At 71.5% G+C, this 19,676-nt stretch carries 24 protein-coding genes; 10 read left to right on the top strand and 14 right to left on the bottom strand.

Features of this window, described 5'->3' with window-relative positions:
* Both H0X00_RS08935 and H0X00_RS08940 read left to right on the top strand, forming a co-directional pair.
* Window positions 1-370, top strand: a 370-nt coding sequence (locus tag H0X00_RS08935) for a hypothetical protein (RefSeq protein ID WP_293769195.1), incomplete at its 5' end; no start/stop codon positions are given.
* A gap of 123 nt (window positions 371-493) precedes the next feature.
* Window positions 494-997 carry a twin-arginine translocase TatA/TatE family subunit gene (locus H0X00_RS08940; protein ID WP_293769235.1) on the top strand — a complete coding sequence of 168 codons (504 nt, stop codon included), beginning with the start codon at window positions 494-496 and terminating at the stop codon, window positions 995-997.
* Between the two features lie 20 nt (window positions 998-1,017).
* Here the strand turns inward: H0X00_RS08940 and H0X00_RS08945 are convergent, their stop codons facing one another.
* The 3 genes from H0X00_RS08945 to H0X00_RS08955 are packed head-to-tail and all read right to left on the bottom strand — an operon-like array spanning window position 1,018 to window position 4,059.
* Entirely contained in the window at window positions 1,018-2,166 is a 1,149-nt protein-coding gene (locus H0X00_RS08945; protein WP_293769197.1) for a P-loop NTPase, read from the bottom strand.
* 59 nt (window positions 2,167-2,225) lie between these two features.
* Window positions 2,226-2,723, bottom strand: a complete 498-nt coding sequence (locus H0X00_RS08950) for a DUF1003 domain-containing protein (RefSeq protein WP_293769199.1) — start codon at window positions 2,721-2,723, stop codon at window positions 2,226-2,228.
* Complete coding sequence (locus H0X00_RS08955) at window positions 2,713-4,059, bottom strand: CBS domain-containing protein (protein ID WP_293769201.1); 1,347 nt, start codon at window positions 4,057-4,059, stop codon at window positions 2,713-2,715. Before H0X00_RS08955 ends, H0X00_RS08950 begins: the two co-directional genes overlap by 11 nt.
* Window positions 4,060-4,144: 85 nt before the next feature.
* On the opposite strand from H0X00_RS08955, the gene H0X00_RS08960 reads away from it, so the two are divergent.
* From H0X00_RS08960 to H0X00_RS08970, 3 genes are all read left to right on the top strand, one after another.
* A complete protein-coding gene (locus tag H0X00_RS08960) occupies window positions 4,145-5,059 on the top strand; it encodes a DMT family transporter (protein WP_293769203.1) in 915 nt (304 codons plus the stop codon).
* Between the two features lie 139 nt (window positions 5,060-5,198).
* Window positions 5,199-6,164 (top strand): CoA ester lyase, encoded by a 966-nt coding sequence (locus H0X00_RS08965; RefSeq protein WP_293769205.1) that lies wholly within the window; start codon window positions 5,199-5,201, stop codon window positions 6,162-6,164.
* A 13-nt stretch (window positions 6,165-6,177) separates the two neighbouring features.
* Window positions 6,178-7,251, top strand: a complete 1,074-nt coding sequence (locus H0X00_RS08970; protein ID WP_293769207.1) for a DUF2332 domain-containing protein — start codon at window positions 6,178-6,180, stop codon at window positions 7,249-7,251.
* A 7-nt stretch (window positions 7,252-7,258) separates the two neighbouring features.
* On the opposite strand, the gene H0X00_RS08975 is transcribed toward H0X00_RS08970, so the two are convergent.
* Both H0X00_RS08975 and H0X00_RS08980 read right to left on the bottom strand, forming a co-directional pair.
* Window positions 7,259-7,567, bottom strand: a complete 309-nt coding sequence (locus H0X00_RS08975; protein ID WP_293769209.1) for a hypothetical protein — start codon at window positions 7,565-7,567, stop codon at window positions 7,259-7,261.
* Window positions 7,568-7,604: 37 nt separating this feature from the next.
* On the bottom strand, window positions 7,605-8,873 hold the full coding sequence (locus H0X00_RS08980) for a PP2C family protein-serine/threonine phosphatase (RefSeq protein WP_293769211.1): 1,269 nt from the start codon (window positions 8,871-8,873) through the stop codon (window positions 7,605-7,607).
* A 189-nt stretch (window positions 8,874-9,062) separates the two neighbouring features.
* Between H0X00_RS08980 and H0X00_RS08985 the strand changes: the two genes are divergently transcribed.
* Complete coding sequence (locus H0X00_RS08985; protein ID WP_293769213.1) at window positions 9,063-9,575, top strand: MaoC family dehydratase; 513 nt, start codon at window positions 9,063-9,065, stop codon at window positions 9,573-9,575.
* 7 nt (window positions 9,576-9,582) lie between these two features.
* Here the strand turns inward: H0X00_RS08985 and H0X00_RS08990 are convergent, their stop codons facing one another.
* The 6 genes from H0X00_RS08990 to H0X00_RS09015 all read right to left on the bottom strand — a co-directional run bounded on the left by H0X00_RS08990 (window position 9,583) and on the right by H0X00_RS09015 (window position 13,687).
* Window positions 9,583-9,930, bottom strand: a complete 348-nt coding sequence (locus tag H0X00_RS08990; RefSeq protein ID WP_293769214.1) for a hypothetical protein — start codon at window positions 9,928-9,930, stop codon at window positions 9,583-9,585.
* 158 nt (window positions 9,931-10,088) lie between these two features.
* Window positions 10,089-10,409, bottom strand: coding sequence for a PepSY domain-containing protein (locus H0X00_RS08995; protein ID WP_293769215.1), 321 nt, complete (start codon window positions 10,407-10,409; stop codon window positions 10,089-10,091).
* Between the two features lie 102 nt (window positions 10,410-10,511).
* On the bottom strand, window positions 10,512-11,849 hold the full coding sequence (locus H0X00_RS09000; protein WP_293769217.1) for a HAMP domain-containing sensor histidine kinase: 1,338 nt from the start codon (window positions 11,847-11,849) through the stop codon (window positions 10,512-10,514).
* Window positions 11,839-12,516, bottom strand: coding sequence for a response regulator transcription factor (locus H0X00_RS09005; protein ID WP_293769219.1), 678 nt, complete (start codon window positions 12,514-12,516; stop codon window positions 11,839-11,841). Before H0X00_RS09005 ends, H0X00_RS09000 begins: the two co-directional genes overlap by 11 nt.
* A gap of 110 nt (window positions 12,517-12,626) precedes the next feature.
* Complete coding sequence (locus H0X00_RS09010) at window positions 12,627-13,289, bottom strand: methyltransferase domain-containing protein (protein WP_293769221.1); 663 nt, start codon at window positions 13,287-13,289, stop codon at window positions 12,627-12,629.
* Entirely contained in the window at window positions 13,286-13,687 is a 402-nt protein-coding gene (locus tag H0X00_RS09015) for an NUDIX domain-containing protein (protein ID WP_293769237.1), read from the bottom strand. The genes H0X00_RS09010 and H0X00_RS09015 overlap by 4 nt, the downstream gene beginning before the upstream one ends.
* Window positions 13,688-13,820: 133 nt before the next feature.
* On the opposite strand from H0X00_RS09015, the gene H0X00_RS09020 reads away from it, so the two are divergent.
* Window positions 13,821-14,462: a DUF6758 family protein gene (locus H0X00_RS09020; RefSeq protein WP_293769223.1), complete on the top strand. Its 642-nt coding sequence runs from the start codon at window positions 13,821-13,823 to the stop codon at window positions 14,460-14,462.
* 7 nt (window positions 14,463-14,469) lie between these two features.
* Here H0X00_RS09020 and H0X00_RS09025 read toward each other — a convergent pair whose 3' ends face one another.
* Both H0X00_RS09025 and H0X00_RS09030 read right to left on the bottom strand, forming a co-directional pair.
* Window positions 14,470-14,925 carry an ATP-binding protein gene (locus H0X00_RS09025; RefSeq protein WP_293769225.1) on the bottom strand — a complete coding sequence of 152 codons (456 nt, stop codon included), beginning with the start codon at window positions 14,923-14,925 and terminating at the stop codon, window positions 14,470-14,472.
* Between the two features lie 128 nt (window positions 14,926-15,053).
* Window positions 15,054-15,914, bottom strand: coding sequence for an alpha/beta hydrolase (locus H0X00_RS09030; RefSeq protein ID WP_293769227.1), 861 nt, complete (start codon window positions 15,912-15,914; stop codon window positions 15,054-15,056).
* Window positions 15,915-16,032: 118 nt separating this feature from the next.
* On the opposite strand from H0X00_RS09030, the gene H0X00_RS09035 reads away from it, so the two are divergent.
* Window positions 16,033-16,797, top strand: a complete 765-nt coding sequence (locus tag H0X00_RS09035; protein WP_293769229.1) for a ParA family protein — start codon at window positions 16,033-16,035, stop codon at window positions 16,795-16,797.
* 28 nt (window positions 16,798-16,825) lie between these two features.
* Window positions 16,826-17,149 (top strand): hypothetical protein, encoded by a 324-nt coding sequence (locus tag H0X00_RS09040; protein WP_293769231.1) that lies wholly within the window; start codon window positions 16,826-16,828, stop codon window positions 17,147-17,149.
* Between the two features lie 77 nt (window positions 17,150-17,226).
* Here H0X00_RS09040 and H0X00_RS09045 read toward each other — a convergent pair whose 3' ends face one another.
* Window positions 17,227-18,732 (bottom strand): DEAD/DEAH box helicase, encoded by a 1,506-nt coding sequence (locus tag H0X00_RS09045; RefSeq protein WP_367186512.1) that lies wholly within the window; start codon window positions 18,730-18,732, stop codon window positions 17,227-17,229.
* A gap of 275 nt (window positions 18,733-19,007) precedes the next feature.
* Here H0X00_RS09045 and H0X00_RS09050 point away from each other — a divergent pair, with 275 nt between their 5' ends.
* Complete coding sequence (locus tag H0X00_RS09050; RefSeq protein ID WP_293769233.1) at window positions 19,008-19,673, top strand: ferritin-like fold-containing protein; 666 nt, start codon at window positions 19,008-19,010, stop codon at window positions 19,671-19,673.
* Window positions 19,674-19,676 lie beyond the last annotated feature (3 nt).

The following is a 19,676-nucleotide window of genomic DNA, read 5'->3' on the forward strand; positions in this document are numbered from 1 at the left end:
GCGCCGGCGCCCGCTCGGCTCGGAGCCGGCTCCCCCGGTGGCGCAGGTCGGCAGGCCGGTGCGGATCGCCTTCCTCGGCCTGAGTGAGCCGGCGATCCCCTACGAGACCCGCGGCTCCCGTGCCCGGCGCTCGCTGCTGGCCGCCGGGGCGCTGGGGATCGCCGCTGTCACGCTCGCCTCCGCGCATGCCCAGAACGCCTCCGGCAGCCCCCGGCCGGACGAGGGTGGGGGCGAGTTTGCGCAGGTCCTGCGCGGTGAACCCCCTCAGCCGAACGTCGAGCAGGTGTTCGGGGGCGCCCCGACCGCGGCGCCGTGGACCGAAGGCTCGGACGAGTTCGACGTCTTCTACGGCCACATCCACAGCCGCTGATCGCGGATTCCGTCCGCTGATCCACCCAACCGGGCAGCGGCCGCTGACGAAGGCTGGGTACCGGTTTACCCTGTGGGCTGCTCCTGGACCGCCCGGCGGGAGCGGCTAGGAGAGCGCCACGTGATGGATATCAGCGGCTGGGAGTTCCTGACTCTCGGCATCATCGCCGTGATCATCTTCGGCCCGGATCGACTGCCCAAGGCCGCCGCCGACGCCGGCCGGTTCATGAAGCAGGTTCGCAACTACGTCAACGGTGCCAAGGACGAGCTGACCCGCGAACTCGGCCCGGAGTTCGCCGACGTCAAGGTCTCCGACCTCACCCCGCGCGGCATCATGAAGAAGGCCCTCGGCCCCGACGACCCGTTCGAGGAGCTCAAGAACACCGTCGACATCCGCAAGGACGTCGAGCAGTTCCGCGACCTGCGCAGCCCGATGTTCAACCCGACTCTGCGCGAGACCCGCGACAACAACGGCGGTCTGCCCGGCGTCTCGGAGCTGGCCGAGCGTGAGCAGGAGCGCAAGAAGGCCGAAGCCCGGCCCGCCGAGCCGCTGATGCTCAAGCGTCCCGCCGCCGCCCGCGCCCTGGGCGAGAACGAAATCCCGCCGGTCGACTTCGACGCGACCTGACCGCTCGCCAGACCGGCTCGTTAGACGGGGGACAGCCCCAGCGAGCGGCCGACCAGGCCTCGGGACCGCGACCCGAGCCGGGTCGCGATGCCCGCAAGCACCTGGGAGGCCGGCGCGTCCGGGTCGGAGATGACCAGCGGCTTGCCCTCGTCGCCGCCCTCGCGCAGCCGCGGGTCCAGCGGGATCTCGCCCAACAGCGGGATCGGAGCGCCGAGCAGACGACCGAGTCCGTCGGCGACCCGTTGGCCGCCTCCGCGACCGAAAATCTCCAGCCGGTGCTCCCGGCCCTCTGGGGTGCAGTGCGGGCACGGCAGGTAGGACATGTTCTCCACCACGCCGACGATGTGCTGGTGGGTCTGGGTGGCAATGGAACCGGCCCGTTCGGCGACCTCGGCGGCCGCCTGCTGAGGGGTCGTCACCACGAGGATCTCGGCGGTCGGCACCAGCTGCGCCACGGAGATCGCGACGTCGCCGGTGCCGGGGGGCAGGTCCATCAGGAGTACGTCGAGGTCGCCCCAGTAGACGTCCGCGAGGAACTGCTGGAGCGCCCGGTGCAGCATCGGCCCGCGCCACACGACGGGGGTGTTGCCCTCGATGAACATGCCGATCGAGATCACCTTCACGCCGTGCGCGGACGGCGGCATGATCATGTTCTCGACCTGGGTCGGGCGGCCGTCGGCGCCGAGCATGCGCGGGACCGAGTGGCCGTAGATGTCGGCGTCGAGCACACCGACCGAGAGCCCGCCCGCGGCCATGGCCGCGGCCAGGTTCACCGTCACCGAGGACTTGCCGACGCCACCCTTGCCGGAGGCGATCGCGAAGACCCGCGTCAGCGATCCGGGCTGGGCGAACGGGATCTCCTTGGCGGGCGTCCCGCCGCGCAATTGGGTCTGCAGGCCCGCGCGCTGTTCGGCGTTCATCACGCCGAGCGTCAGCTTGACGTCGGTCACGCCGGGGACCCGGTTGACCGCGCCAGTGACGTCTCGGGTGATGGTCTCGCGCAGCGGGCACCCGGAGACGGTGAGCAGCACAGTGACGGAGACCACACCGTTCGGGGCGACCTCGACCGAGTCCACCATCCCGAGATCGGTGATCGGTTTGTGGATCTCGGGGTCGTTGACGGTGGCCAGAGCGGCTTTGACGGCCTCGACCGACGGTGCAGTTGCCATGCCCGCATCGTATGCGGCGGCGGGGCGACCGGAGGTCGGGCCGTCCTCTCACCTGCTCGCTACTGCGGCCGGGAGCGGCGCTCCCGTTCGTCCAGTTCGTCCAGCATCCGGCCCAGTTCCGAGCGCAGGAAGTCGCGGGTGGCGACCTCGCCGAGCGCGGAGCGCATGGCCGCGATCTCCCGCGTGAGAAACTCGGTGTCGGCCATGTTCAGCTCGGTCCGGGTGCGGTCCTGCTCGTAGGTGACCCGGTCCCGGTCGGCCTGCCGGTTCTGCGCGAGCAGGATCAGCGGGGCCGCGTAGGAGGCCTGCAGCGAGAGCATCAGGGTGAGGAAGATGAACGGGAAGTCGTCGAACTGCCAGTCCTCGGGCGAGAACGTGTTGAACACCACCCAGGCCAGGACGAAGACGCTCATGTAGCCGATGAACGCCCAGGTGCCGAGGAAGCGGGCGAACTTCTCGGCGAGCGCGGCGAGGGTCTCCGCGTCCCACTGCGGGCGCTTGGGCAGCCGGCCCGGCTGGCGCGGCTGGTCGAGGCGGTCCCGGGGCTCAGGCGCCATAACGCGGCCTCGGTCGGTAGACCGGGATCTCGCCGGTGGCGTCCGGGCCGTAACCGCGGTCGTCCCGGTCGTCGGGGTCGTCGTCATCCTCCGGCGACTCGGCCTCGCGCCAGTCCTCGGGGAGCAGGTGGTCCAGGACGTCGTCGACGCTGATCACGCCGACCAGGCGGCGGGCGGCGTCCACGACCGGGGCCGCGACCAGGTTGTAGGTGGCCAGGTAGCTGGCGACGTCGGCCAGCGTGGTCTCCGGCCGCAGGGTCTTGAGTTCCTTGTCCAGCACCGTCGAGACCAGGGCCGAGGGTGGAGTCCGCAGCAGGCGCTGGAAGTGCACGGCGCCGAGGAACTTCCCGGTCGGGGTGTCCAGCGGGGGGCGGCAGATGTAGATCAGCGCGGCCATCGCCGGCGTCAGGTCGGGGTTGCGGATCGCGGCCAGGGCCTCGGCCACGGTGGCGTTCGGCGGCAGGATCACCGCTTCGGTGGTCATCAGACCGCCGGCGCTGTGGTCGGCGTAGTTGAGCAGGCGGCGCACCGGGGCGGCCTCGTTCGGCTCCATCAGCTCGAGCAGCTTCTGGGCCTCGTGGCTGGGCAGGTCGCCGAGCAGGTCGGCGGCGTCGTCGGGCTGCATCGCCTCGAGGACGTCGGCCGCCTTCTCGTCGTCGAGTTGCCCCACGATCTCGACCTGGTCCTCCTCGGACAGCTCCTCCAGGACGTCGGCGAGGCGGTCGACGTCGAGCGCGGAGGCCACCTCGTGGCGGCGCTTGGGGGAGAGGTCGTGCATGACGTTGGCCAGGTCGGCCGGGCGCAGCTTCTCGAAGGTGGCGAGCAGGTTGGCGGCACCCTGCGCGGCGTCCTCGCGAGCGGCAAGGCCCTCGACGTTGTCCCAGGCGACCGTCATGGTCTCCCCGCGTCGGCGCAGCTTGCCCCCGCCCTTGCGGACGTGGACCTTCGAGACCACCCAGTCCCGGTTGCGGGCGACGAACTCCATGCCGATGTCGATGACCGTGACCTCTTCGCCGGTGGCGATGAGGCGGACCTTGCGGTCCAGGAACTCGGAGATCACCAGCGTCTCGTCGCCGCGCTGTTCGAAGCGGCGCAGGTTGACCACCCCGGTGGTGATCACCTGGCCACGGTCCATCGAGGTGATCCGGCTCATCGGGACGAAGATCTGCCGGCGCGGGGCGACCTCGACGAGCACCCCGATCACCCGGGTGGTCTCGCCGGAGGGACGCAGCGTTGCGACCACGTCCCGGACCCGGCCGACCTGGTCACCGCTGGGGTCGAAGACCGCCAACCCGGCGAGCCGGGAGACGAATACACGCGTGGTGGCACCGGACATGCGTGCCTCCCGCGGTCAGCGCGCGGACGTGCGCGAATGAATCTTCGTTGCGGTCAGGCTATCGGCACAACGAATAATCACCCGGATGGACGGCCGCCTTGCTCGTGCGGACCTCGCGGTGTTGGGCGTCGCGATGCTGGCGGTCTCCACCTCCGGCCCGATGATCGCGGCGCTGACCGCCCCGGCGCTGGCGATCGCGTTCTGGCGCAATGCGATGGGGGCGGCCGCGATCGGCGCCACCGCGCTGGCCCGGCCCTCGGTGCGCGCGGAGTTCGCGGCGCTGACGGGTCGTGAGATCAAGCTGATCGTCGCGGCCGGGCTGCTGCTGTCCGCCCACTTCATGTGCTGGACGCCTTCGCTGAGTTACACCACTGTCGCCTCGGCGACCGCGCTGGTGTGTGTGCAGCCGGTGTGGGCCGCGCTGGGCTCGCGGTTGCTGGGCCGCCCGGTGTCGCGGCTGACCTGGATGGGCATCGGGCTCTCGCTGGCCGGCGTGCTGCTGCTCACCAGCGCCGACCTCTCCGTGTCCGGGCGGGCGGTGTGGGGCGATCTGCTGGCCATCGTCGGCGGCATGCTCGCGGCGGCGTACACGACGATCGGGGAGGAGGTGCGCCGCAGCGTCTCCACCACCGTCTACACCTCGTTCTGTTACGGCACCTGCGCCCTGGCGACGCTGGTGGTGTGCCTGGCGGCCGGCATCCGGATGTTCGGCTACGACGGTGAGACCTGGCTGCGTCTGGTGGCCCTCACGGTGTGCGCGCAGTTGCTCGGGCACACCTTGTTCAACCGCGTCGTCGGCCGGGTCGGCGCGACCGTGGTCTCCACCGCGATCCTGCTCGAAGTCCCGATGGCGGCGCTGATCGCGGCGATCTTCCTCGACCAGGCCCCGCCGGGCACCGCCGTTCCCGCCGGGGTGCTGCTGCTTGCCGGCGTCTACGTGGTGGTGCGGGCCGAGGGCCGGGCCCGGGAGGAGCAGCAGGCCAACCTGCCGGTGGACTAGGCCGGTGGATCAGGCCGGTGGATCAGGCCGGTGGATCAGGTCATCGATTAGGGAGGCCCGGAGAACGGCCGTTAGGCTGCCGCCGCCCCCAGAACCCCGCCCGAACAAGGGCCCCCCGAACGAAAAGGTGCCGCGCCCCATGGCCGAGACCCCGAAGCTTCGCGCCCGTCGCTCCTGCCTCGCCGTGCCGGGCAGCAGCCCGAAGATGCTGGGCAAGGCCCAGGGTCTGCCCGCGGACATGGTCTTCCTCGACCTGGAGGACTCGGTCGCGCCGCTGGCCAAGCCCGAGGCGCGCAAGAACATCGTCGCCGCGCTGAACGAGGGCGACTGGGGTAACAAGGTCAAGACCGTCCGGGTCAACGACCTGACCACCTCGTGGACCTACCGGGACGTCATCGAGGTCGTCGAGGGCACCGGTCCCAACCTCGACTGCATCATGCTGCCGAAGGTGCAGACCGCCGAGCAGATCATCTGGCTGGACCTGCTGCTCACCCAGATCGAGAAGACGATGGGCTTCGAGGTCGGGCGGATCGGCATCGAAGCGCAGATCGAGAACGCGCTCGGCCTGTGCAACGTCGACGCGATCGCGGCGGCGTCGTCCCGCGTCGAGACGATCATCTTCGGCCCGGCCGACTTCATGGCCTCGATCAACATGAAGTCCCTCGTCGTGGGGGAGCAGCCGCCCGGCTACGACGTCGGCGACGCGTACCACTACATCCTGATGCGGATCCTGATGGCGGCCCGCGCGCACGACAAGCAGGCCATCGACGGCCCGTACCTGCAGATCAAGGACGTCGACGGGTACCGCCGGGTGGCCGGTCGCTCCGCCGCCCTCGGCTTCGACGGCAAGTGGGTGCTGCACCCCGGCCAGGTCGACGCGGCCAACGAGGTCTACTCGCCCTCGCAGGAGGACTACGACCACGCCGAGCTCATCCTCGACGCGTACGACTACTACACCTCCGAAGCCGGCGGTAAGCGCGGCGCGGTCATGCTCGGCGACGAGATGATCGACGAGGCGTCCCGCAAGATGGCGCTCGTCATCGCCGGCAAGGGCCGGGCCGGCGGCTTCTCCCGGACCTCGAAGTTCGAGCCGCCCGCCGAGTGAGTACCGCGTTTCCGTGAGCACTGCCGCCGACCTCGAAACCCATCTGCGCCGCCAGGGCGCGGCGTGCGGTGACATCGGGTCGCCGATGTACGAGGCGCTGCTGTCCTTCGCGGCCGACGACTACGCCGCGGGCGGGCCGGTGGCCGAGGTGTGCCGGGGGTGGACACTCGAGCCCGGGCCTGCGGTGCTGGCGCTGCGGCTGGCCGGCACCGTCCACCGCTTCGCCCTGAGCGGGCAGGCCCCGGACCTCGCGCGCTTCTATCCGAGCGTGGCCGGGGAGGACGTCGAGCCGTTCGATCCCGGCGCCGCCTGGACGGCGTTCCGCGACGTGCTGGTCGCCCGGCCGGAGGAGGTGCGGGCGGGTCTCGCCTCACCGCCGCAGACCAACGAGATCGGCCGCTCGGCGGTGCTGATCGGTGGTCTGCTGCATCTGCGCGCCCGCTTCGACCTTCCGGTGCGCCTGGTGGAGATCGGCGCCAGCGCCGGTCTGAACCTGCGGCCGGACCAGGTGCGGATCGACCTCGCGCACGGGGACAGCGTCGGACCTGGCTGGTCACCGGTGACGCTCTACGACCCCTGGCACGGCTCGCTTCCGCCGCTCGACCTGCCGATCGAGATCGTCGAGCGCCGCGGTACGGACCTGGATCCGGTCGACGTCGCCGCCGCGGCCGGTCGGCTGCGCCTGCTCTCCTACGTCTGGCCGGACCAGGCGGTCCGCATCAACCGGCTGCACGGCGCGTTCGACCTCGCCGCGGCGCTCCCGATCCCGGTCGTGCAGGAGGACGCGGTGCGCACGGTGAGCGCGCTCAAACCGGCGCCCGGGACAGCGACCGTGATCTGGCACTCCGTCATGGCGCAGTACCTGTCGAATGCTGGGCGGGCCGAGTTGGACGCGGCCTTCGACGACCTCGGTGCCCTCGCGACCCCGGACGCACCGGTGGCGCGCCTGGCCTTCGAGGCGAACCGGTTCCCTTCGCCGGCGGGCGTGCTGTTCGGGCTCACCCTGCAGACCTGGCCCGGTGGTGCGGTCACCCCGCTCGCGTCTGCGCACCCCCACGGCGACACCGTGACGTGGCTGCGGAACTGACGGTGGCTCAGTCCGACCGGCCGTAGGGCGTCATGGCGTCGAGGCGGGCGGCAACGTCCGGGGTAAGCGGGACGGTCTCCAGGCTGCCGGTCGCCTTCGACACCAGGTAGGCCTGCTCGGGGAGGGGGTCGCCGGCGACCGGCTCCGCCTCCTCGTCGGGCTCGACCGGGTGGGCCTCGGCGAGAACCCGCCAGTGCGTGGGGCTCTCGAAACCGTGCTCGGCGATGTGCAGCCGGCCGTTGGCCGCGGTCCAGTGATCGAGTAGGTGTTCGCGCACGACGCGGCGCGCGTCGGCGAAGCTGAAGGTCGGGCTCATGTCTCTGACGGTAGACCTGCGTGCGCGGTGTCGGACGTCATCCGCCGGCTCCGCCGGCCTGCGTCAGTCCGGCACCCGCGACCGTGTCCCGGTCGCGACCGTGGTGGCCGTGCCAGTCGAGGACGAGCATGGTCGCGTCGTCCTGCAGGGCCGATCCGGCCAGCTCGAGCACCTTGTCGGCGAGTCGTCGCGTGGTCTCGCGGGGGTGCAGATGGCCGCTGTTGCGGATTTCGGTTTCCAGATCGATGCCCGCTGCGTCGCGCTCGAGCATGCCGTCGGTCACGAACACGAGGCGGTCACCCGGCTCCAACTTCAGGTCGGCCACCGGGTAGGTCGCCTCGGCGAACAGGCCCAGGGGCAGGCCCGGCGGCAGCGCGACGGAGGCCACCTCGTCACCCCGCAGGAGATAGGGCATTTGGTGCCCGGCGTTGACGAGAGCGAGCGCACCGGTCTCCAGGTCCATCCGTCCCAGCAGGCCGGTGGCGAAGATGGGCTCGTGCTCCCGGCCTTGGTCCAGCAGCGCGCGATTGGCTGCGAGTGCCTGCTCGGGCAACGTCGCGCCCTGACGGCGGGTGTTGCGCAGGCTCCCGACGCACAGGGTCGCGATCAACGCGCTGGCTACCCCGTGGCCCATCGCGTCGGTCAGCGAGAGGTGCAGCGCCTCGCGGTCGAGGCTGTAGTCGAAGGTGTCACCGCCGATGGTGGCCGCGGGTTCGAGCCACGCCGAGAGCGTGAAGGATCCGGCCTCGCAGGTGAACGACGCGGGCAGGAGCCGGCGCTGGATCTCGGCGGGCAGGCTGAACCGGGTGCTGCGCTGACCCCACTCGAACAGGTCGGTGTGCCGGCGGTTGGCGATCACCACGAAGCCGAGCAGGTGTGCGGTGCGGCTGATCTCCGCCAGCACGGCTGGGCCGGGCTCGTCCGGTAGCGACATCTCGAGCAGCCCGAGCGCCTCGCCGCGCTCGGTGACGGGCGCCAGCACGGTCCATTGCCCGGTCGGGCTGCCGGGCAGCGCCTCATCCGGGGCGAGCACTCGCACGGTCTGGGTGCGGAGCGTCTCCTCGCCGGGCCCCCCGTCAAAGGGCAGTACCTCGGTGGCGACGTCGCCGGCGGCATCCGGGACGTCGTGCACGAGGCGCACCAGGGCGCGTCCGGAAAGGTCTGCGATGAGCAAGGAGACCCGCGAGGCACCCAGCAGCGCACCCAGGCCCCGGGTAACGGCCTCGACGGGTGAGGCGTTCTCGGCCGAGTCCAGGATGCGGGCGAACGCCGCGCCGAGCCCTCGTGGTGCGGCAGCGGGCTCCACGGCACTCCCCCTTACGACCTGCGGTGCCTCCCCGGCGGTCCGGCCCCTCACCCTCCCACTTCGGCGCAAGCCTCACCAGCGGTGAGCCGGATCGGGCCGGCCGCACGGTCCGCCCAAGCGATGGGGGAGAACGCCCGTCCGGCAGGATGGCCGCCGACAAGCCAGCACTACGGCGGGAGGACGCGGCGCATGCAGTTCGGTCGGATCTACGAGGAGTTCGAGGTCGGCGCGGTCTACAAGCACTGGCCAGGTAAGACCGTCACCGAGTACGACGACCACCTGTTCTGCCTGCTGACGATGAACCACCACCCGCTGCACCTGGACATCAACTTCGCGGAGAACACCACCGACTTCGGCAAGAACGTCGTGGTGGGCAACTACATCTACTCGCTGCTGCTCGGCATGTCCGTCGAGGACGTCTCCGGCAAGGCGATCGCCAACCTGGAGATCTCCTCGCTCCGCCACGTCGCCCCGACCTTCCACGGCGACACGATCTACGGCGAGACCACGGTGCTCGGCAAGAACATGACCTCCAAGCCGGACCGCGGCGTGGTCGAGGTCGAGACCATCGGTTACAAGCAGGACGGCACGATCGTCTGCATCTTCCGCCGCAAGGTCATGGTGCCCACCCAGGAGTACATGACCGCCCGCGGCGGCGACCAGCCCGGCCGCCCGACGCCGATCCCGCGCGACAAGCCCTGACGCGGCCTCAGCCGGTCATCGACACCAGGACCTCTTCCTCGCCGCTCGTCAGAGACACCGACTTGACCACCCCGACGCCCGGCGCGAAGAACTTGTGCTCCACCGCGTCGGGATCCAGGTCGGTGAAGTCCCGGGTCACCAGGACCTCGTCGTACCTGCCGAACGGGACCGTGGCCTGCTCGCCGAGGCGCAGGACCTCCGCCTCGTCCTTGCCGTTCAGCCGCGCGGTGTCCCGGACGACCACGCAGGTCACGTCGTCCACCACCTTCGTCTCCGCCAGGACGACCACGTCGGACCGCTCGAGGCCATCGGCGGCGAACGCCAGGACGGTGAGCCCGATCAGATGACGTGCCATCACATTGCCTCTTCGCTGTGCCGGCGGATCCGGCCTTGGCGGGACGAGCGTGCCGGGACAGCGCTGAAGCTCGACTAGAACCGTGCTGAGCCTGCGCTGAACGCGCGCGAGGGGTGCCCCGCCTCCAGATCACGGGACACCCCTGCGCGGGACGGGACTCAGTCCGCGTCGTCGGCGCCCTCGGCGTCGGCCTTGGTGCCGACCACGTGGAAGGCCTGATCGAGCTGCACGTCGACCTGGCTGCCGTCGTCCTTGGTCACCTCCACCTCGTAATAGCTGTCCTCGTCGCCCTCCTCGGTCTCGGTGACCCGGCCGCCGCCCGTCTCGGCCAGCGCCGCGGCGCTCGCCTGACTCAGAGCATCGCCCGAGATCGGGTTGTTGTCGTTGTCGCCGGAGGTCGCGTAGGCGACGCCGGCGCCGGTACCGAGCGTCAGCACGCCGACCGTCGCGGCGGCGACCCAGATCCGCTTGCGTGTCATGGTTCCTCCCTCATCCGCCGGAGGCTCCGGCCCTGGACGGGACGATCATGAGCTGGGGCGACTGAAACGCGGCTGAACCAAGCTGAACGCGAACGGCCCGCCTCAGCTGTCCAGCAGCGGCAGCCGCAGCTCGACGCGGGCGCCGCCGAGCGCCGATCGAGTGATCGAGACCGTCCCGCCGTGCGCCGCGACCAGCTGAGCCACGATCGCCAGCCCGAGCCCGGCCCCGCCGTCGTCGCGGGCGCGGGCTTCGTCCAGCCGCACGAACCGGTCGAAGACCCGCACGCGTTCCGCCTCCGGGATGCCGGGACCGTCGTCCTCGACCACGCCCACCACCTGCCCGTTCACGGAGGTGAGCGAGAACGCGACGGTCCCGGCTGCGTGCCGGGCGGCGTTGTCGCCGAGGTTGCGCAGCACCCGGCCAAGCGCCCCGGCCTCGCCGCGGACCCGGCCGGCCGACACGGACGCGGTGTCGACGCGGAGCGACGTGGACTGGCGCAGCCGGGCGGCCTCGGCGAACACCAGGTCGTCCAGGTCGACGGGGCGCTGCGCGGCCGGGGCACGCTCGTCGGAGCTGGCCAGCAACAGCAGGTCCTCGACCAGCCGCTGAATCCGCAGGTCCTCGGCCAGGACGGTCTCGGCCAGTTCCGGCACCGTGGTGCGGTCCGGGTGGGCCAGCGCGACCTCGGAGTGCTGGCGGATGGTAGCCACCGGCGAGCGCAGCTCGTGCGAGGCGTCGGAGACGAAGCGGCGCAGCCGGTCCTGGCTCTGCTCGAGGCGGTCCAGCATCCGGTTCATCGTGTTCGCGAGGTGGGCGATCTCGTCGTCGCCGCCGGGCGCCGGGACCCGACGGTGCAACTGCGCGGCGGAGACCTCGTCCACCTCCCGCCGGATCGCGTCCACGGGTCGCAGCGCGCGCCCGACGATGAACCAGGTGGTGGCTCCGACCAACAGGACGAGCACCGGCAGGCCAAGGGTGAGGGAGCCGACCACGACCCGGGTGGACTCGGTCACCACGTCGCTGGAGCGAGCCACCAGGACCGTGTAACGGCCGTCGGAGCTCGCCGCAGCCACGGCCATGAACCGGTCGTCGCCGGTGGGCTTACCGAGGTTGGCGGACTCACCCGGGTCCAGCCGGGCCAGCGCGGGCCGGTTGGCCAGCACCGGGCTGGCCAACAGCACGGTGCCGTCCCCGGCCAGCACCTGCACCAGTTGCTCCTCGTTGTCCCCGGTGGGCAGCGACCCGGGCGGTGCGCCCGCGTCCAGCTGGCGGGTGAGCTCGCGCGCGTACAGCCCGGCGGAGTCGCGGATGTCCTCGGTCAACGAGCGTCGGGTCGCGACCACCAGGGCGGCCGAGGCCAGCCCGAGCCCGGCGCCGACGATGAGCACCGCGGCGACTGTCGTGCGGACCCGCACCGAGCCCAGGCGCCTACCCGCCATGGGCTTCCAGCCGGTACCCGGACCCGCGCACGGTCGTCACGCTGTCCCGCCCGAACGGACGGTCCAGTTTGTTGCGCAGGTGCCGGATGTAGACCTCGACGATGTTCTCCTCACCCTCGAAGTCGACGTCCCAGACGTGGTCGAGGATCTCCCGCTTGGACACCACGGTGCCCCGGCGGCGCAGCAGGAATTCCAGCAGCGCCATCTCGCGCGCGGTGAGCTCGACCTCGACCTCACCGCGCCAGGCCTGTCGGGTCGAGGGGTCGAGCCGCAGGTCGCCGGCGGCGAGCACGGCCGGTCGCTCAGGTGCGCCCCGCCGCAACAGGGCGCGCAGCCGGGCGACAAGCACGGCGTGCGAGAACGGCTTGGTCAGGTAGTCGTCGGCGCCGGTGTCGAGTGCTTCGACCTCGTCCCACTCGCCGTCCTTGGCGGTGAGCATCAGGATCGGCGTCCAGTTCTGCTCGGCCCGCAGCGCCTCGCAGACCTTGTAGCCGTTCACACCCGGCAACATGATGTCGAGCACGATCGCGTCGTACGAGTTCTCCCGCGCCATCCACAGGCCGTCGATGCCGGTGAGCGCGACGTCCACCGCGAAGCCGTCCGCGGTCAGCCCGGCGCGCAACCCGGCCACCAGCCGTTTCTCGTCCTCGACCACGAGGATGCGCATCCTTCACCTCACCACGGCCGCGGCGCCGGCGTCGACTCCATCATCGCCCGCTCCGGCTGAATCCCGCCTGAATCCTCCCTGGCCCCTGATGGTCCCTCAGCCGATGCTGGTCAGCTTCGGTACCACGCCAGGTCGTGCACTGTGCGGCCGGCCGCACGGGCTCGCCGGCCGTACTTCGTCTCCGGCACCGGCGGGCCGGGTTCCAGCGCAGTGAGCGCGTCGATGGCGGCGGCCGCGGAGCGCACCGAGCCGGCGTAGGTGTCGTCGTCGATCACCAGGTGCAGCAGGCCGCCGGGAGCGAGCAGGTCCGCGATCCGGGCCAGCACCGCCGGCCGGAACAGTCGGCGGTTGGCGTGCCGGCGCTTCGGCCACGGGTCGGGGTGGAAGCCCTGCACCAGGGTCAGCGAGCCGGGGGCCAGCAGCGGCAGCAGGGCGGTGACGTCGGCGGGCAACACCCGGACCACGTCGAGGTCGGCCGCGACCAGGCGGTCCATCGCGCGCAGCTGCCCGGGGGAATGCACGTCCACCCCGAGGACCCGCGCCTGCGGGTGGGCCTGTCCGAGGGCGACCAGCGATTCGCCGTAGCCGAACCCGATGTCCAGCACGGTCGGTTGCCAGGTCGCCGCAGCGGTGGGGTCGGCGAACGCGAGCGCAGCAGCACGTTCGGCGAGGCGGGCCCGGTGCGGTTCGGGCATCCGTCCCCGGTTGCGCCAGCTCCGCGGCTGGAACTCCCCCGGCGGGGTGGGCCCCGGGGTCGACACGCTCGGGCTCATGCCGGCAGCACACCCCAGCTCGACAGGGTGTCGATCAGGCCGTCGACAGTGTCCAACTGCACCAGCTCGGCCCGGCTCACCCAGCGCGCGTCGCTGGCGTCGTCGCCGGCCGCGAGCTCGCCGCCCACCGGGGCGCAGGCGTAGTCGCGGATGTCGTAGACGACGCCGTTCGGTCCCGGGATCGCCACTGTCCCGACCCGGATGCCGACCGCGACGACGAGCCCGGTCTCCTCCAGCACCTCGCGCCGGATCGCCTCCTCATCGGTCTCCTCGGCTTCCACCCGGCCCCCCGGCACCGACCAGCGCCCGACCGCCGGCGGGTTGGCGCGGCGCACCAGGAGCAGGCGATGGTCGTCGTCATGGACCACCGCCCCCACGCAGGGCACCCGCAGCTTCATCGGCACGCCGGTCAGCGTAGAGCTCGGTTTCCACGGCTGACCCACAGCGCCTTGGTTGACGACTCTCAGTGCGGGGGAGGAACGTCATGGACATGGGACCCCGTCGAGGGAGCCGAGCAATGAGTGGTCAGAGGTGATCGGCCACCCGTCCTGCGCGCGGTGCGGCCGCGAGGTGCGCGCCCCCGGGATCTGGTCCAACGCGTGGCGGTGCGAGGTGCACGGCGAGGTGGAGCCGGTGGCCCCGGTCGGGCTGCCGACCCACGAGCGGCTCGGGCGTGATCTGAAGACCGGGCCGGCCTCGGACGTGCCGTTCTGGCTGCCCTGGCCGCTGCCCACCGGGTGGCTGGCCACGGGCATCACCCACGCCGGCGACGACCGGCACGGGGTGCGGGCCAGCTTCGTGGCGTGCACCGGGCCGAACCCGTTGGGTGGCCCGGCGGACCTGGTGATCGTGGCCGAGGAGCCCGGCGTCGGGCTGGGGGCGCGCTGGGCCGGGCTGGACGGTCGGGACCCGGGGACCGAACTGGCCACCCAGACGGGCTCGCACGCGAAGATCCATGCGGCCGGTCATCCGACGGCGCTGTGGTGCGTGCACGGCGCGGACGACCGCGCGGTCTACGTCGGAGAGGCGCTCGGCCGTTGGCTCTGGCTGATCCTGTGGCCGTCCTCGGCCGGGGTCCTCATCGCCGACCACATCACGCTGATGGACCTGCGCGATGCGCCCTGCGATCTGGACATCCCGCTCGGGCCGCTGATGGGCAGCCTGCCCGCCTGACGGTGCGTCAGGCTGCAACGACCTCGTCGGTGCTGGGTGCCAGGCTGGGCACCATCTCCGGCTCGATCGCCGGGGTAGCCACGGCCGGCGGGGCGGACAGGTCGAGTTCGAACCAGACCTGCTTCTCGCCACCGAACTCCGACCAGCCCCAGCGGGCGGCCAGAGCGTCGACGATCATCATTCCGCGGCCGTTGGTGCTGTCCGGAGCGGCGCGGCGCAAACGCGGCGGCTCACCGCCACGGGCGTCGTGGATCTCGACCCGAAGGTTGGGTCCGGTGTGGCGGGCGACCATCCGCATCGGCTGTGCGCCGTAGCGCAGGGCGTTGGTGACCAGCTCGCTGACCAGCAGGGCGGCTACGCCGCCGTCCTCCGGCAGGCCCCACCGACGCATGCTCGCGCCGATCAGGTTCCGCGCCCGCTCGACCTCACCCGGGTCGTTGCGCAGCGCCGTACGAAGCTCCACCGCTGGGTTGTCCTCTCACGCCGTTTGACTGCGCAATGGTGCAGGTGCAGGTGCAGCCGGGCGTGGCGCAGGTGCTTGTACGAATCCGCACCCGTTCGGCGCAGACCGGTCCGTGTGAAAACGGACGCTTACGGGAGCGTCTCGAAGAAACCGATCATGAGCGCGGCGAACGCCTCCGGATGCTGCACCGCGGGGGAGTGCGCGGCCCCGCGGATCACCTCGTGGCGGCCGCCCAGCCGGGCGGCCATGTCGGCCTGCTCGGTGATCGGCCAGATGTAGTCGTCCTCGCCGTAGGCGACCAGGACCGGGAGGCCGGTTGCCTTCAGGGCAGACGTGCGGTCCTCGGCGTCGACGATCTGCGTCCCCATCGCGGTGAGCCCTGCCTTGGCCGAGGCCATGAAGCGGCGGCCCATGAAGTCCACGACGTCGGTGCCGACGCCGGTGTACTCCTCGTTGGCGTCGGCCATCCCGGAGACGAAGGCCCAGATCTCCGGCAGCTCCATCTCGGCCAGCAGCTCCAGCAGCATCCGGCACTTGGTCGCCTCCGGGTCCGGGATCGATCCCGGGCCGGAGCAGAGCAGGGTCACCGAACGGAGCGCGGCGGGATTGCCGATGGCGGCGGCGCGCACGCTGAGTCCGCCGAAGGAGTGTCCGAGCAGGTGCACCGGGCCATCGCCGGCGGCTTCGGCGATCGCGATCAGGTCGGCGCCGAGTTCGTCGAGCGTGTAGGCCGAGACGTCGTCGGGACCGGGTGTCTCGAATTGCCCGCGCTGGTCGAGGGCCAGCACCCGGTGCCCCGCGGCCGCGAGCGGTTCGAGGACGGTGATGAAGTCCTCCTTGGAGCCGGTGAAGCCCGGCACCAGCAGGACGGTGGCACCGGACGCGCCGTCCGGCGGAACCGCGTCGTGGACGGCGAACGGGCCGCGCGCGGTCTCCAACCGGTAAGCCGTCGCGCAGGCGGGCAGGCGCAGGTGCGGTGGAGTGCTCACGGCGCGCACGTTAGTCGGGTCACACGTACGCGAGGTCAACGGCGTGTTGGGTGTGATCCACGCCGGATCCCTCGTCGTGAGGTGTCAGCCGTTACGTGGCACGGGCACAATGGCTCAGATGAGCCGAACCCTTGCCGTCGCAAACCAGAAGGGCGGCGTCGCCAAGACCACCACGGTGGTCTCGCTCGGGGCCGCGCTCAACGAATACGGCCGTCGCGTCGTGGTCGTGGACCTGGATCCGCAGGCCTGTCTGACGTTCTCCCTCGGCCTGGATCCGGACTCGCTGCAGTTGTCCGTACACGACGTCCTGCTCGGCCGCGTCGAGGCGAAGACCGCGCTGCACCCGGTGGCCGACGGCTTCGACCTGCTGCCCGCGACCATCGACCTGGCCGGCTCCGAGGCCCTGTTGATGACCCGCACCGGCCGGGAGTTCGCGCTGCGCACCGCACTGGCGGAGGTGACCACCGAGTACGACGTGATCCTGCTCGACGCCCCGCCCGCGCTCGGCGTGCTCACCCTGAACGCGCTGACCGCCGCGGACTACGTGCTGATCCCGTTGCAGTGCGAGACGCTCTCCCACCGCGGCGTCGGCCAGTTGCTCGACACCGTCGCGGACGTGCAGCGGATCACCAACCGGGACCTGAAGGTTCTCGGCGTGCTCCCCACCCTTTTCGACGGCCGCACCACGCACGCCAAGGCCGTTCTCAACGATGTGGCCGAGCGATACGGTGTGGCGATCCTCGAACCGCCGATTCCGCGTTCGATCCGCTTCGCGGAGGCCCCGGCGGCCGGCAAGTCCGTGCTCTCGACGGCGAAGTCGAGTTCCGGCGCACAGGCCTACCGCGAGCTCGCGGACCGGCTGATCAAGGACGGCGTGCTCTGATGCGTCACCAAGGGAAAGGGTGATCGGGATGTCCGACTTCGACCGACTCCGGCCGCGATCCGGCCCGACCCCCAAGTCCAACGGCTCCGTGCCCGGCCCCCGTCCGGATCGTGAGGGCAAGCGCGCGCTGTTCAGCGTCGATGCTCCGCCGCCGACCCCGTCGGCCGCCCGCGGTGCCCTGCAGCTGACCTGCTCCGGCTGCGGCTCGGTCTCGGCTCTGAGCCCCCGTCAGGTGATCGTCGCGGCGCTGCCGAGCCTGCACCTGCCGATCCTGCGTCGGAAGTTCCCGTCCTGGATGCGCTGCCCGGCTTGCTGTTCGCATCAGTGGGTCCGGGTCGAACTGCGCCGCTGAGCCCGGGACTTCTAGCTCCAACGCAAAGCGGCGGCGGCCCCACTCGGGGGGACGCCGCCGCTTTGCGTGCGGTTGGGTCAGCTCGCGGCGCTTTCTCCGTCGGAACCTGCACCGCTGCGGGTGCGGCGGCGGCGGTTGCGACTGCGCGCGGGAGCGTCGCCGCCCTCGCCGGTGCCGGCTGACGCAGCGTCAGGTGCCTTGGTCTTGGTCTCGGTCGTGCCGGTCTCGGCCCCGGCCACCGTCTGGCCGCTGCGGGTCCGGGCCCGGCCGCGGTCGCGCTTCGGGCGCGGGGCGCGGGGACCGGGGTCCTCTTCCTCGACGATGCGAGCCCGTGGGGTGACGGGGCCGCGGCTGCCGCCGGCGCCGCCGGACTTGCCGCCGCCGGACTTGCTGCGGCTGCGGCCGGTCTCGCCGAGGTCCTCGACCGCCTCGGCGTCCAGGCCGGCTCGCGTGCGCTGGGCCTTGGGCAGCATGCCCTTGACGCCCTCGGGGATGTTCAGTTCCGAGAAGAGGTGCGGCGAGGTGGAGTAGGTCTCGACGGGCTCGCCGAGCTTCAGGTTCAGCGCCTTGTCGATGAGGAACCACCGCGTCAGGTCGGCCCAGTCGACGAAGGTGACCGCGACGCCGGTGCGCCCGGCCCGGCCGGTGCGGCCGATCCGGTGCACGTAGGTCTTCTCGTCGTCCGGGCACTCGTAGTTGATGACGTGCGTGACGTCGTCGACGTCGATCCCGCGGGCCGCGACATCGGTGGCGACGAGAACGTCGACCTTGCCGCTGCGGAAGGCCCGCAGGGCCTGCTCGCGGGCACCCTGACCGAGGTCACCGTGCACGGCCGCGGAGGCGAAGCCACGGTCGGCGAGGTCGTCGGAGACGGACTGCGCGAGGCGCTTGGTCGGGCAGAAGATCATCGCGAGCTTGCGGCCCTCGGCCTGCAGGATGCGCGAGAGGGTCTCGACCTTGTCCATCTTGTGGCAGCGGTAGGCGTGCTGCTCGGTGAGCGGCACCGTCATCTCGTCGTCGCCGGACTCGGCGCGGATGTTCGTTGGGCTGCGCAGGTAGCGCCGCGCCATCGCCATGACCGGGCCGGGCATCGTGGCCGAGAAGAGCATGCTCTGCCGGCTCGCGGGGGTGTCGGTGATCAGGCGCTCGACGTCGGGCAGGAAGCCCAGGTCAAGCATCTCGTCGGCCTCGTCGAGGACGAGGGACTTCACGTGCGAGAGGTCCAGCAGGCGTTGCTTGCGCAGGTCGAGCAGCCGCCCCGGGGTGCCGACCACGACCTCGACGCCGGACTGCAACGCAGCCACCTGCGGCTCGTAGGCGCGCCCGCCATAGATCGCGAGAACGCGCACGCCGCGGCGCTTGCCGGCCAGGTCCAGGTCCTTGGCGACCTGCACGCACAGCTCGCGGGTCGGGACGATGATCAGGGCCTGCGGCTTGCCGAACTCGACGAGCTCGGCCCACTCGTCATCGAGCGGGGCCACCAGGCGCTGCAGCAGCGGGATGCCGAAGGCGAGGGTCTTGCCGGTGCCGGTGCGCGCCTGGCCGATGACGTCGGTGCCGGTCAGGGCGATCGGGAGGGTCATTTCCTGGATCGGGAAGGCGTTGATGATTCCGGCCTCGGCCAGTGCATCCGCGATCGCGGGGAGGACGCCGAGTTCGTGAAAAGTCGTCAGGGCTGTTCGCCTACTTCGTTCTCAGCCATCGCGGAGCGACGGCGGCGGGGTGACCGCCGGGATACGAAGCGGTCGAGCGCGCGACGACGCCGCGCGCATGCGTACGGGGGAGCGGCGCACAGGCTGCGGAAGCAGCCAGCGCCAGAACACCTGTTCCCAGCATACCGGCTGGTTAGGCTCCCCTCGTGAACGCGGACCCTGGCTTCGACGCCGTCGTCGATCTGCTCGGGATGATGGCCTGCGGGGAACTGCTCGCCTTCGAGCGCCTGGCGCACGACGCCGCGCTCGCGCCGAGCATCGAGGACAAGGCCGAGCTCGCGCGCATGGCGGTGGCCGAGTTCAACCACTTCACGCTGCTGCGGGAGCACCTGGTCAAGCTCGGGGCCGACCCGACCGCGGCCATGGCGCCCTTCGTCGACCCGCTCGCCGAGTTCCACCAGCGGACTGCGGCCTCGAACTGGCTCGAGGGCCTGGTCAAGGCCTACGTGGGCGACGGCCTGGCCGCCGACTTCTACCGCGAGATCGGCGAGATCCTGGACCCGGCGACGTCCGACCTGGTCCAGGAAGTGCTGGCCGACACCGGGCACTCCCGGTTCGCCGTCGAGCACGTGCGGGCCGCCATCGAGGCGGATCCGCGGGTGGCCGGTCCGCTGGCGCTGTGGGGTCGGCGCCTGATGGGCGAGGCGCTCACCCAGGCTCAGCGCGTGGCGGGGGAGCGGGATGCGCTGGTCTCGCTGCTCGTCGGCGGCGTCGACCGTCCCGGCATCGACTTCAACGAGCTCGGCGCGATGCTGGGCCGGCTCACCTCGGCCCACAGCGACCGGATGGCGGCGCTGGGCCTCGACGCCTGACGG

This window comes from Sporichthya sp. (assembly GCF_013815995.1).
Taxonomy (GTDB): domain Bacteria; phylum Actinomycetota; class Actinomycetes; order Sporichthyales; family Sporichthyaceae; genus Sporichthya.